Raw genomic sequence first — 12,116 nt, 5'->3', positions numbered from 1 at the left:
TTCGCGAGCAGGCTCGCTCCCACAGGGGAATGCATTTCAATGTGGGAGCGAGCCTGCTCGCGAAGGCGGCGGCATGAGCGCTACAGAATCACCCTGGCCGAACGCAACTCGGCGATCCGCTCAGCACTCAACCCTAACTCCCCCAACACCTCATCCGTATGCAGCCCCAACCCCGCGCCAACATGCCTTGGCGCCGGCAATGCTTGAGAGAATTTCAACGGACAGGCCATCTGCGCCTGCGTCGTACCATCGCCGCGCGGCACCTGGGTCACCAGCTCCCGCGCCTGTAACTGCGGATGGCGCAACGCCTCGCCCAGACTCAGTACCGGCTCGACACAGGCATCGACCCCGGCGAACAATTCACACAGTTCTGCAAAATCGTGCCGCTCGAATTCGATGCGCAACGCCTCTTTCAAGGCTTGTTGTTGCTCGGGCCTGGGCGACAACCCTTGCGCCGCCAGCTCCGGCCGGCCCAGCGCCGTGCACAATTGCTGCATGAAGGCCGGCTCCAGACTGCCCACCGACATCCAGCGCCCATCCCGGGTGCGGTAATAGTCATAGAAACTGCCGCCGTTGAGCATCTGATCTTCGCGGCCCGGTTCCGCGCCGCAGGCCAGATAGCCAGCGCCGGCCATGGCGTTCAGGCTGAACGCGCAGTCGGTCATGCTCACATCCAGATGGGTGCCCTGCCCGGTTTGCTGACGGGCAATCACCGCTGCCAGCAAGCCGATCACGCCGTGTAGCGAGCCGCCCGCCACGTCCGCCACCTGCATGCCCAGCGGCAACGGCCCGCTGTCGGCGCGTCCGGTGTAACTGGCGAGTCCCGCCAGCGCCAGATAATTGATGTCATGCCCGGCGCGCTCCTTGTACGGCCCGCTCTGGCCGTAACCGCTGATCGACACATAAATCAGCTTTGGATTGATCGCTTTCAACGCTTCATAACCCAGGCCCAGACGCTCCATCACCCCGGGGCGAAACTGCTCGAGGACGATGTCGTACTCGCCCAGCAGTTGCTTGATGATCTGCAGCGCTTCGGGCTGTTTCAGGTCCAGCGCCAGACTGCGCTTGTTGCGGTTCAGATAAGCGTGGCTGGCCGAGACCCCGCCATCATGCGGCGGCAGCACCCGCAGCAGATCCATACGCGTCGGCGATTCGATGCGCAGCACCTCGGCGCCCATGTCCGCCAGCAGCAACGAGGCGAACGGCCCCGGCAGCAAGGTCGAGAAATCGAGAATCTTCAGTGAGGCCAGCGGTGCAGACATGGGTGAACTCCTTGGGCGATGTACTCAGCCTAGGCAGCCATTGCCGATGCGGCAATCACCGCAAATGTCAGCAGGTGTGACCGTTGCGCTCAAATTCCGGGCAAGAAAAAACCCGCCGGAGCGGGTTTTTCTGTGCAAGCGATGCTTACTTCACATTGCTCGGGGTTGGGCCTTCAGCCACACCCAGGTCGTCTTCTTCACGCTCATCGGAGATACCGCGACCGCCGGAAGCCAGCTCGGTCTGCAGTTGATCGGTGTCCAGCTCCTTGACCCACTTGGCCACGACGATGGTCGCTACAGCGTTACCGACCAGATTGGTCAGCGCGCGGGCTTCAGACATGAAACGGTCGATACCGAGGATCAGCGCCAGACCGGCAACCGGCAGGTGACCTACGGCCGACAGCGTCGCGGCCAGAACGATGAAGCCCGAACCGGTCACACCTGCCGCGCCTTTGGAGGACAGCAGCAGCACCAGCAGCAGAGTGATCTGGTGGGTGATGTCCATGTGCGTATCAGTCGCCTGAGCGATGAACACGGCGGCCATGGTCAGGTAGATCGAAGTACCGTCGAGGTTGAACGAGTAACCGGTCGGGATCACCAGACCCACGACGGATTTCTTCGCGCCCAGACGCTCCATCTTGATCAGCATGCGTGGCAGTGCCGATTCCGACGAGGACGTACCCAGTACGATCAACAGCTCTTCACGGATGTAGCGCACCAGTTTGAACACGCTGAAACCGTGAGCCCGGCAGATCGCACCCAGCACCAGCACGACGAACAGGACGCAGGTGATGTAGAAGCAGATCATCAACTGGCCCAGTTGCACCAGCGAGCCGACACCGTAGGCACCGATGGTGAACGCCATGGCACCGAACGCACCCAGTGGCGCCAGTTTCATGATCATGTTGATGATGTTGAACATCACGTGGGCGAAGCGATCGATCATGTCCAGCAGCGGACGGCCGTACGAGCCGAGGCGATGCAGGGCGTAGCCGAAGATCACCGAGAACATCAGCACTTGCAGGATGTCACCGGTGGCGAACGCGCCGACGATGGTGTTCGGGATCACATTGAGGAGGAAACCGACAATGCTCTGGTCTTTACTGGCCGTCACGTAGGTGGCGATTTTCGAGGCGTCCAGGGTGGTGACGTCGATGTGCATGCCGGCGCCCGGTTGCACAACGTTGACCACGACCAGACCGATCAGCAGGGCAATGGTCGAAACGATTTCGAAGTACAGCAGCGCGTAGCCGCCGGTCTTGCCTACCGACTTCATGTTCTGCATGCCGGCGATGCCGCTGACAACAGTACAGAAGATGATCGGGGCGATGACCATTTTGATCAGCTTGATGAAGCCGTCACCCAGTGGCTTGAGGGCCACACCGGTCTGCGGATAGAAGTGACCGAGCAGGATGCCGATGGCGATGGCAACGATCACCTGGAAATACAGGGATTTGTACAGTGGCTGACGAGTCGTCATTGCAGGTTTCCTCAAGCGTCCAGCGGCAACATCCATCTGTCGAGCGCCGAACCTTAATTGCGAACCCTCCTGCACTGGAGGGATTTGTTGTTGGAACGGCATTTTTCCCGGTCGGAGAATGCACGCTTCTGTGGCTTGTATCGCAAACGTCGTGCCAGATTGGTGCAAATGGCAGCAAGCCTTTTGATATCAGGGCCTGCGGGAGTTCCCTGTCACCAATCAGCGACTTGAGGCATGGCGGATTTCCGCCAACTGAGCGTTCAGCGTCCTGCAATTTGGCGGAAATCCGCCTTGTGGCGTTGCCGGCCCGCCATTACGATCGGTGCCTGAACAAGGATTGCCGCTTATGCGCGAAAGCACCATCGCCAGCCATTTCGCCCGTGCCGCCCTTGGCGGTGCGCGCCGGCGCGGCCTGGATTATTCAGGCCTGTTACAGCAACTGGGGATCAGCCCGGAGTTGCTCGACGAGCCCCGCGCGCGGATTGCCCCTGAGCAGTTCACCCGGCTGATTCAAGGGCTGTGGCTGGCGCTGGACGACGAATACCTGGGTTTCGGTAACGCCCCGAGCAAGCCCGGCAGCTTCGCCATGATGTGCCACGCCTCGATTCACTGCCGTAACCTGGAGAAAGCTCTGCAACGTGGCTTGTTGTTTTACAGCCTGTTCCCCGACGCTCCACGCCTGACCCTGCGTCGCGAAGACGAATGGGTGCGTTTGAGTCTGGACGACGCGCAGTGGTGGGACCCGGATCATTTTCTCAGCGAGAGTTTGTTGGTGATCTGGCACCGCCTCGGCAGTTGGCTGATCGGCCAGCGGATACGCCTGGAGCAGGCAACCTTCAGCTATCCGCGCCCCGAGCACGGCAGCGAATATGACCTGCTGTTCCCCTGCCCGCTGACCTTTGATGCCGAGCAAAGCAACCTGCTGTTTCACAGTCGCTATCTGGCCATGCCGCTGTTGCAGGACGAACGCACGCTCAAGCATTTTCTCGAACGCTCCCCCGCCGACCTGCTCTCACGCCCGGACGACGGCGACAGCCTGAGCAGCCGTCTGCGCCGCTTGCTCAGTCGCGACGCTGCGAGTTGGCCGGATCTGGAAGCCGTCGCCGCGCATCTGCATATCAGCCCGCAAACCTTGCGCCGGCATTTGCGCGAGGAAGGCAGCAGTTTTCAGGAACTCAAGGATCAGCTGCGGCGGGATATCGCCATCTACCATCTGGGTCGGGCGGAGCTGTCGTTGCAACAGATTGCCGAGCAGCTCGGGTTCTCTGAGCCTTCGGCGTTTCATCGGGCGTTCAAGAAATGGACGGGGCTGACACCGGGGGCTTATCGGGCGCAGGAGCAATGAGGCGCTAAATCAAAAGCCCCTCACCCTAACCCTCTCCCGGAGGGAGAGGGGACTGATTGGGGGATGCTTGAGAAATACGCCGACCTGCAAGCTCTCTATTGAATCCATATTCGCTGCAAACCGCTCAGGTCGATAATTTTCCAAAGACACTTCGGTCAGTCCCCTCTACCTCTGGGAGAGGGTTAGGGTGAGGGCAGCTCGCAATCACACCGCAGGAAAATCAATCCTGAACGCCGCCCCGCCCATCGGTGAATCACCCAAGGCCAAACGGGCGTTGTAGCTTTCGATGATGTCCTTGACCACCGCCAGCCCGATGCCCTGCCCCGGATGTTGGGCATCCAGGCGTTCGCCGCGTTCGAGAATCCGCGCACGCTGATCGAGTGGCACACCCGGGCCATCATCCTCGACACACAACTCGATCCCGGCCAGTGATTCGCGCACGCTGACCCGCACTTCGCCGAGGCACAGGCGATAGGCGTTTTCCAGCAGGTTGCCGAGCATTTCCAGCAAGGCGCCCTGCTCGATCGGCACGTAGCAGTGCTCGGGCAGATCAAAGGTCACGCGCACGTGTTTGTCGCGGTAGACCTTGTCCAGCGTATCGCACAGGCTTTTGAGCACCGGTTGCAGGCGCACCTGATGGCGCACCAGGCCGCTTTTGCGCAGGCTGGCCCGTTGCAGTTGGTAGCTGATCTGCTGGCTCATGCGTTCGATCTGGCTTTGCAGAACCCAGGCCTGGTCGCGGTCTGCGGGACGCTGGGCCATGTCTTCGCTGACGCCTTGCAGCACCGCCAACGGGGTTTTCAGGCTGTGGGCGAGGTCGTCGAGGGAGTCGCGGTAGCGGCTGCGTTGCTGGCGTTCGCTGAGCAGCAAGCGGTTGAGCGAGCCGGTCAGGCGCAGCAGTTCACGCGGGTGTTTTTCCGTCAGGCTTTCGCGAGTACCGCCTTCGATTTCGTCGAGTTCCTGGCTCAAGCGGCGCAAGGCCTTGAGGCCCCAGGTCAGGCCGATCCATAGCAGCGCCAGCAATACCAGCAACGCCGCACCGAAGCCCAGATAGAGATTTTCCCGCAGGCCTTCGAGGGTGGTTTCGTATTCACGTACCGGTTGCAGAGCGACGATGCTGAACGCTGCGCTTTTGCCGCCGAGCAATTTGACTTCGACGTCGTAGACAAAAAATTCCTGACCGCTGGCTTCACGGATCCGCGCGAACTCATTGCCGAGGCCGTCGTAGCGCGGTTTGTAGTTGATCTGTTCTTCCTGGGTGGCTTTCGAACGCCACACCAACTTGCCGTCGCGGTCGTAGATATAGCCGAGCAAACGGAAATCGGTGAGGTTGAAGCGTTCGTCGGGCAATTGCGACGGCATCACCAGCCGACCGTTTTCCACCCGTGCGGCGGAAATCAATGTGGTGACGTCGGAGGCCAGACGTTGCTCGATCGAGTCCTGCAAGGCAAGGCTGAAGGCACCCTGCATCGCCGGCAGCAAGGCAAGCATGAACAACACCGCCAACGTGGTGGCGGCGAGCATCAAGCGAACGCGAAGGGAACGGATCAAGTGCAGCGCTCATTGAACAGGTAGCCGAGGCCGCGCACGGTGTCGATCGGCTTGAACCCGGCCGGGCCTTCGAGCTTGCGGCGCAGACGGCCGACCAGCACTTCGATGACATTCGGATCGCGCTCGTCATCGTCCGGATAGAGCTGCTCCATCAAGCGATCCTTGGGCACCACTTGCTGATGGTGGCGCATGAGGTATTCGAGGATGCGGTATTCGTAAGCAGTCAGCGCCAGCGGTTGCTCATCGAGGCTGGCCTGTTTGCGATTGAGGTCGAGCAGCAACGGTCCAGCAACGATGGTCGACTGGGTGAAGCCGCTGGAGCGGCGCAGCAATGCGTTCAGGCGCGCATCGAGTTCTTCGAACTGGAACGGCTTGACCACGTAATCGTCGGCACCGGCGGCAAGCCCTTCGACCTTGTCCTGCCAGTTGCCGCGAGCGGTGAGGATCAGGATCGGGAAGGTCTTGCCGCCCGAGCGCAACTGGCGGATCAGGTCGAGGCCGCCCATGCCCGGCAGGCCGAGATCAATCACCGCCAGATCGAAGTTGTACTGGCCGGTCTGGTACAGCGCCTCCTCGGCATTGGCCACGGACTCGACCACATGACCGCTCTCCGTCAGACGGGTTTGCAGGTGATGACGCAACAGCGCCTCGTCTTCGACGACCAACAGTTTCATGCCTTTCTCCCTATCACTTGAACTCTCCAGGCAACTACCTGTGGGAGCGAGCCTGCTCGCGAATACGGTGGATCAGCCAAGCAAGTGTCGGCTGATACACCTTTCGCGAGCAGGCTCGCTCCCACACTTCAAACTGCGACAACCGCTTAGAAATAGTAGTTGGCCGACAGGTAGGTCTGCGCGCTGCTGGTCAAGTCCAGCGAGCCCTGTTTGCTGCCGCCGCTTTCTTTCATTTCGGTGCTGGCGTTGCTGCGCAGGTAACGGTAACCGAGTTCTACCGAGGTGTTCTGCGAAACTTGCTGCAACACACCGACCTGGCCACCAATGGCGTAACCGATGTCGCTGTCACGGCTGAAACCTGGCGAATCCTGCGTCAGCTTGGTCAGACCGGCCGTGGCGCCGCCGAACAATTTGGTGCTGCCGCCCACTGGATAGAACAGGTCATAGCTGCCGAGCAGATTTTCCTGGCGCAGTTTAACGCCATTGTGCGAGCCGGAAACGTTGTCGTAGGTGGCGTAGTAGCGGCCCTGGCTGTTTTGCTGACCGAGGCGCATGCCGTAGGTGTTGTTGCCGTCGATGGCCCCAGTGACGTTGGGGTTGCCAAGGTTGTTGTTGAGCGCGTGGGACTTGTCGATCTTGTCGCTGGTCTGGCCGAATGTCAGGCCGGCGAAGTTGCTGGTGTCGTCGGCGTTCGCCGCGATGCTGGAGCCTAACAGGGTGAAAGCCAGCAGCAATTTGTTTAAACGAGTCATGGGTATTTCCTCTTTCACAGTGCTGTTTGGGTATGGCGCAAGGTTACTGAGCCGCCCCTGTACGGCCCCTGAACCGTCTCTGAACCTGACCTGAACCGGATCGACTAGGCTGTTCTGACCACTTTCAATAAGGACACCCGACCATGCGCCTGTTCCTCGCCCTCACTTTGCTGGCAGTCAGCAGCCTCACCCAGGCTGCGATCAAGACTGAAGAAATCCCCTACCAAAGCGCCGACGGCAGCAAACTGATCGGCTACTACGCCTATGACGACGCGATCAAAGGCCCACGCCCCGGCGTTGTCGTGGTCCACGAATGGTGGGGGCTGAACGATTACGCCAAGCGCCGCGCGCGGGATCTCGCCGAACTCGGCTACAGCGCGCTGGCCATCGACATGTATGGCGAAGGCAAGAACACCGAGCACCCGAAAGACGCCATGGCCTTCATGCAGGCAGCGACCAAGGATGCCGATGCCGCCAGTAAACGCTTCGCCGCCGGGCTCGATCTGTTGAAGAAGCAAAAGCAGACCGACCCGAACAAAATCGCCGCCATCGGCTATTGCTTCGGTGGCGCCGTGGTGCTCAATGCCGCGCGTCAGGGTGTGCCGCTGGCTGGTGTGGTGAGTTTCCACGGAGCGCTGGCGACCAAAACTCCGGCGACTCCGGGCAGTGTGAAGGCGAAAATCCTCGTCGAGCATGGGGCGCTGGACAGCATGGTGACTCAGGACAATGTCACCGCGTTCAAGGCAGAAATGGACAAGGCCGGGGCGGACTACAAGTTCGTCAGTCTGGATGGCGCCAAGCATGGTTTCAGCAATCCGGATGCCGATCGTTTGAGCCATGGCGAGCATGGCGGGCCGGACATTGGTTACAACAAGGCGGCGGATGAAAAGTCGTGGGCGGATATGCAGGCGTTCTTCAAGAAGATTTTCGGTTGAGTCAGTAACGCCGAGGCGCGGCTTGCGCGAGCAGGCTCGCTCCCACACCGGATATCTGTCGCGCAGAAGATCCCTTGTGGGAGCGAGCCTGCTCGCGAAGGCTTCACCGCCGATCTCGACCTCGCCCCGACTAACCGGCAAAATGCCCGCCATGAACTTCACCCCCGCCCTGCCCGCCTGCTGCACTGCGCTCGACAGCCACTGGCCGTTGCCGACGGTCCTGGCCGATACCGTGCTGCTCAGTACCCACTTCGACCCCGCACGCCTGCTTGGCGATGACTTCCAGCGCAGCGCTGTGCTGGCGCCGCCGAGCATTCAGCGCTCGGTGGCCAAGCGCCAGGCCGAGTTTCTCGCTGGACGCATCTGCGCCCGGGCCGCGCTGCAACAACTCGAAGGCCTGTATATCGTCCCGCCGATCGGCGAAGACCGCGCCCCGGTGTGGCCGGCGCATATCTGCGGTTCGATCACTCACAGCACCGGCCGTGCGGCGGCGATTGTTGCCAACAAGCAGCACTGGCGCGGCTTGGGCATGGATCTGGAAAACCTGTTGAGCCATGAGCGCGCCGAACGCTTGGCCGGGGAAATTCTCACCCCGGCGGAATTGCAGCGCATGGCGGCGGGTTCTCAGGAGCAACTGGCGCTGCGGGTGACCCTGACGTTTTCGGTCAAAGAGAGTTTGTTCAAGGCGCTCTACCCGATCGTGCAGCAGCGCTTTTATTTCGAGCATGCCGAAGTGCTGGAATGGACTGAGGCGGGACAGGTCAGGCTGCGGTTGTTGACGGATCTGTCCAGCGAATGGCGCAACGGATCGGAGCTGGAGGCGCAGTTCGGAGTGCAGGATGGGCAGTTGTTGAGCCTGGTCAGTATTCAAGCCTGAGGATTTGCATTGTCTGTTATGGCGCCTTCGCGAGCAGGCTCGCTCCCACAGGGGATTGCATTTCAAATGTGGGAGCGAGCCTGCTCGCGAAGGCGGTATACCGAATCTCAGCGGCGCTCCTGATTCCTCGGCCAACTCAGACTGAAACACGCCCCACCCAGGCTCTTGCTCTTGCCAATGATCGCGCGGCCGTCGTGCCAGTGAATGATCCGCCGCACAATCGACAACCCCAGACCATGCCCGCCCGAGGCGCGCGTGCGGCTATCGTCGAGGCGCAGAAACGGCGTGAAGATCCGCTCCCAAGCCACTTCCGGCACGCCCGGCCCGTCGTCCTCGACGTCGATCCGGCAGCGCAACTGGCCGACCTGATAACTCACCGTCACCTGCGAATGCGCATGGCGCATCGCGTTGCCCACCAGATTCTGCAGCGCCCGATGCAGATAACGCGGTTCAGCCTCGACCCAGGCGCCGTCATTGTCGGCAGATGAAAGACACAAACCGCGCTGCACCGTGACCTCGGCGCGCAGCGGCGCCAATTCTGCGATCACCTGATTGACCAGCGCATCCAGATCGATGCGCTGGAAGGTCAGCGCCGGCGAGCCTTGCTCCAGTCGTGCATAGGTGAGCATTTCGTCGACCAGCTTATCGAGGTCTTCAATGTCGTGATCCATGCCTTCGCGGTATTTTTCCAGCGCTTGCGGAGTGGTCGCCGTGCCGATCATTTCCAGCCCGAAACGCAGCCGTGCCACTGGGGTACGCAGTTCATGAGACACCGCGCGCACCAGTTCACGCTGGATCGCCAGCAACTGTTGCAAGTGCTCAGCCATGCCATTGAACGCCGACGCAAGCCGCCCGACCGAGTCAGCGCCGCGCGCCGGCACACGGGTTTCCAGGCTGCCCTTGGCGATGCGCGTGGCCGCTGCTTCGAGACCGCGCAAACGTCGCTCAAGCTGACGCACCAGCAGATAGACGATGAGACCGATCAGCGTCAGACCGAGCGCGGCAATCAATACCAGCCATTCCGGCGGGTACGGATTCATCTGATACAGCGGGCCGATTTCCAGCACCCACGGCGTGCCGACCATGCCGGCAAACACGCGAATCGAATCGCCGCCCTTGCCCAGCGCCATCACCGTATCGCCCTCGGCCACGCGGCGGCTCTGGTCTTCGTCCATGTCGGCGTCATTTACCGTGACCAGACGCAGATCGAAGCCGAAGCCCTTTTCCTGCTTTATCTGCGCCAGACGCTTGGGCTGTTCGCCGACCGGTACCCGCACCAGCTCATCGGCCAGCAAATAGATGGTCGCCCGGGCCAGTTGCTCGCTGATCTGCTGCACCTCTCCTACCAATACAAGCTGCTCTTTTTCGCTGATCAGCCGATAGACCTTGGCGGCATGTGGCCCGGTTTGCTCGACCAGCGCCTGACCGCGCAGGACACGGGTGCGCTGGGCCAGATCAAGGTCGGTTTCAGAGAATTTCTTCAGCGTCAGCGGTATACCGAGCAGCCGCTCCCACACCAGCAGCGCGCGATGGCGTTCGGTCTGGTTCATCGGTTGCAGGTTGTCGGCCATCAGCGAGAAGGTGCCGTGGGCCAGGCGTTCGCGATATTGCTCGCTGCGCACCTGATTGAGCAGGTTCAGCGCCAGCACGCCGAGCACCGCCACCAGAATCAGCGCGGCGCACATGCCGCCGTAGATGCGCAGGAAGATCGAATTCACAGCGCCAGGTCTGCGCAGGCCTCAGGGACGAACAGATAGCCTTTGCTGCGAATGGTCTTGATCAGGCGCGGATGATCGGGGTCGTCGCCGATTTTCGGGCGGATGCGCGAGATGCGCACGTCGATCGAGCGGTCCTGGCCGTCGTAGCCGATGCCGCGCAATGCAGTGAAGATTTCTTCCCGGGAAAGTATCCGCCCGGCGTTGGACACCAGCAGCCACAGCAGGTCGAACTCGGCGCTGGTCAGCTCGATGCCGTTGTCGCTCAGCCAGGCTTCGCGTAAAGCGTTGTCGACCACCAGTGGACCGAATTGCAACCGCCGGGATTTTTCCGCGACCGGCTCCGGTGTGTCACTGCGTCGCAGCAACGCCTGGATGCGCGCCAGCAACAGGCGCGGGCGTACCGGTTTGCACACGTAGTCGTCGGCACCGAGGTCGAGGCCGTGGATCTGATCAGCGTCGTCGGTGCGCGCGGTGAGCATCAGGATCGGCCCGTCGTACTGGCTGCGCACCTTGCGGCAGATGCTCAGGCCATCTTCGCCGGGCAGCATCAGATCGAGGATCACCAGATCCGGCTGCTCCTTGATGATCCGCGCCGCCGCCAGCGCACCGTTGCCTTCGATCTCCACGCGCAGGCCATTGGCTTGCAGGTAATCGCGGGTGAGCTCGGCCAGTCGCTGGTCATCCTCGACGATCAATACCTGCCAGGTTTGTTGCTCCACCGGTGACCTCTGCTTGCTGTTTTTATTAAAAGAAGAAAGACAATCGCCTGACACGGACAAAACCTGTGGGAGCGAGCCTGCTCGCGAAAGCGTCTGTTGCTTCAACCTGAATGCTCAGTGGTCAACCGATTCGCGAGCAGGCTCGCTCCCACAATCCTGCGTGTATCTCCCGATCATCTGTCATGTTTCAGGAGGATAAAAATGCTCATGCGCCCAGCGATTGTATAAACGCCGATCACCCGGAAAACAAGTCGGTAAATGCGTTCGGACAAGGCGGAATTCTGTGATAGGGTTCGCGCCCTTAAAAAACCGCTGAAGCGTTTTTCCAGGCAAAAAAACAGTGACAAACGGTCTGGCTCAGCAGGTTCGCGGCCTACACGCGTTTTCGCTGTTTCTTACACAAATTACGCACAGGCTTATCCACAGGTAGTACGTTGCAATCCCCCCCTGAAACGCATTATCTTGTAGCACGGCGAAAACGGAGACCCTACATATAGGGTTTTCACCTAAAACGCCCAACCACATTTCAGACCTGAAACTCAAGCGCTTTATGGCCGGTTTCCGGTAGAACAAGCGAGTTTTTTCAAGCCCAAACCGCACTGGCGGATGGCACCGTTTTATTTGGTCCGAAACGGACAAAACGGTATGGGTGTTGCAGTCATGACTGCCACCCGCGAAGGAATCCGGTGGCGAGCTTCGGCTCGTAACCAAAACTTCGGCAAGGATGCGGCGTTGCAGCCTTTTTCCTACTGTTCCGAAGTTTGTAATGCCGACGCCCGTCGGTTGCAGTGCTTCGGTACAGA

The 12,116-nt window shown here is 60.7% G+C and carries 10 protein-coding genes; 3 read left to right on the top strand and 7 right to left on the bottom strand.

The genetic code is table 11. The features are described 5' to 3' along the window. Positions 1 to 80: 80 nt before the first annotated feature. On the bottom strand, positions 81 to 1,262 hold the full coding sequence (locus tag CKW30_RS18850) for a CaiB/BaiF CoA-transferase family protein (protein WP_095181578.1): 1,182 nt from the start codon (positions 1,260 to 1,262) through the stop codon (positions 81 to 83). A 145-nt stretch (positions 1,263 to 1,407) separates the two neighbouring features. Next, positions 1,408 to 2,742, bottom strand: coding sequence for a dicarboxylate/amino acid:cation symporter (locus tag CKW30_RS18845; RefSeq protein WP_024013978.1), 1,335 nt, complete (start codon positions 2,740 to 2,742; stop codon positions 1,408 to 1,410). Positions 2,743 to 3,088: 346 nt separating this feature from the next. Between CKW30_RS18845 and CKW30_RS18840 the strand changes: the two genes are divergently transcribed. After that, the gene (locus tag CKW30_RS18840) at positions 3,089 to 4,087 is read left to right on the top strand and encodes an AraC family transcriptional regulator (protein ID WP_095181577.1); all 999 of its coding nucleotides are present in this window, start codon (positions 3,089 to 3,091) and stop codon (positions 4,085 to 4,087) included. A 204-nt stretch (positions 4,088 to 4,291) separates the two neighbouring features. Here CKW30_RS18840 and CKW30_RS18835 read toward each other — a convergent pair whose 3' ends face one another. The 3 genes from CKW30_RS18835 to CKW30_RS18825 form a co-directional block, all read right to left on the bottom strand. Further along, positions 4,292 to 5,638 carry an ATP-binding protein gene (locus tag CKW30_RS18835; protein ID WP_095181576.1) on the bottom strand — a complete coding sequence of 449 codons (1,347 nt, stop codon included), beginning with the start codon at positions 5,636 to 5,638 and terminating at the stop codon, positions 4,292 to 4,294. Beyond that, the gene (locus CKW30_RS18830) at positions 5,635 to 6,312 is read right to left on the bottom strand and encodes a response regulator transcription factor (protein WP_016773623.1); all 678 of its coding nucleotides are present in this window, start codon (positions 6,310 to 6,312) and stop codon (positions 5,635 to 5,637) included. Before CKW30_RS18830 ends, CKW30_RS18835 begins: the two co-directional genes overlap by 4 nt. 146 nt (positions 6,313 to 6,458) lie before the next feature. After that, positions 6,459 to 7,064, bottom strand: a complete 606-nt coding sequence (locus CKW30_RS18825; RefSeq protein WP_041479569.1) for a membrane protein — start codon at positions 7,062 to 7,064, stop codon at positions 6,459 to 6,461. Positions 7,065 to 7,207: 143 nt separating this feature from the next. Here CKW30_RS18825 and CKW30_RS18820 point away from each other — a divergent pair, with 143 nt between their 5' ends. Then, positions 7,208 to 7,999: a dienelactone hydrolase family protein gene (locus CKW30_RS18820; protein WP_095181575.1), complete on the top strand. Its 792-nt coding sequence runs from the start codon at positions 7,208 to 7,210 to the stop codon at positions 7,997 to 7,999. A gap of 151 nt (positions 8,000 to 8,150) precedes the next feature. Further along, a complete protein-coding gene (locus CKW30_RS18815; RefSeq protein WP_095181574.1) occupies positions 8,151 to 8,876 on the top strand; it encodes a 4'-phosphopantetheinyl transferase in 726 nt (241 codons plus the stop codon). A gap of 107 nt (positions 8,877 to 8,983) precedes the next feature. Here the strand turns inward: CKW30_RS18815 and CKW30_RS18810 are convergent, their stop codons facing one another. Together CKW30_RS18810 and CKW30_RS18805 are read right to left on the bottom strand one after the other, a co-directional pair. Beyond that, positions 8,984 to 10,594, bottom strand: coding sequence for an ATP-binding protein (locus CKW30_RS18810; RefSeq protein ID WP_041479566.1), 1,611 nt, complete (start codon positions 10,592 to 10,594; stop codon positions 8,984 to 8,986). Further along, positions 10,591 to 11,313 carry a response regulator gene (locus CKW30_RS18805; RefSeq protein ID WP_056788095.1) on the bottom strand — a complete coding sequence of 241 codons (723 nt, stop codon included), beginning with the start codon at positions 11,311 to 11,313 and terminating at the stop codon, positions 10,591 to 10,593. Before CKW30_RS18805 ends, CKW30_RS18810 begins: the two co-directional genes overlap by 4 nt. Positions 11,314 to 12,116: the final 803 nt, after the last annotated feature.

This window comes from Pseudomonas sp. Irchel 3F6 (assembly GCF_900187595.1).
Lineage (GTDB): Bacteria > Pseudomonadota > Gammaproteobacteria > Pseudomonadales > Pseudomonadaceae > Aquipseudomonas > Aquipseudomonas siliginis.
This window is presented reverse-complemented; position numbering and strand designations above follow the sequence as displayed.

Coding starts and splice junctions, on each gene's coding strand:
- CKW30_RS18820 (WP_095181575.1), top strand. CDS start 7,208: ATGCGCCTGTTCCTCGCCCTCACTTTGCTGGCAGTCAGCAGCCTCACC.
- CKW30_RS18845 (WP_024013978.1), bottom strand. CDS start 2,742: ATGACGACTCGTCAGCCACTGTACAAATCCCTGTATTTCCAGGTGATC.
- CKW30_RS18830 (WP_016773623.1), bottom strand. CDS start 6,312: ATGAAACTGTTGGTCGTCGAAGACGAGGCGCTGTTGCGTCATCACCTG.
- CKW30_RS18825 (WP_041479569.1), bottom strand. CDS start 7,064: ATGACTCGTTTAAACAAATTGCTGCTGGCTTTCACCCTGTTAGGCTCC.
- CKW30_RS18815 (WP_095181574.1), top strand. CDS start 8,151: ATGAACTTCACCCCCGCCCTGCCCGCCTGCTGCACTGCGCTCGACAGC.
- CKW30_RS18840 (WP_095181577.1), top strand. CDS start 3,089: ATGCGCGAAAGCACCATCGCCAGCCATTTCGCCCGTGCCGCCCTTGGC.
- CKW30_RS18850 (WP_095181578.1), bottom strand. CDS start 1,262: ATGTCTGCACCGCTGGCCTCACTGAAGATTCTCGATTTCTCGACCTTG.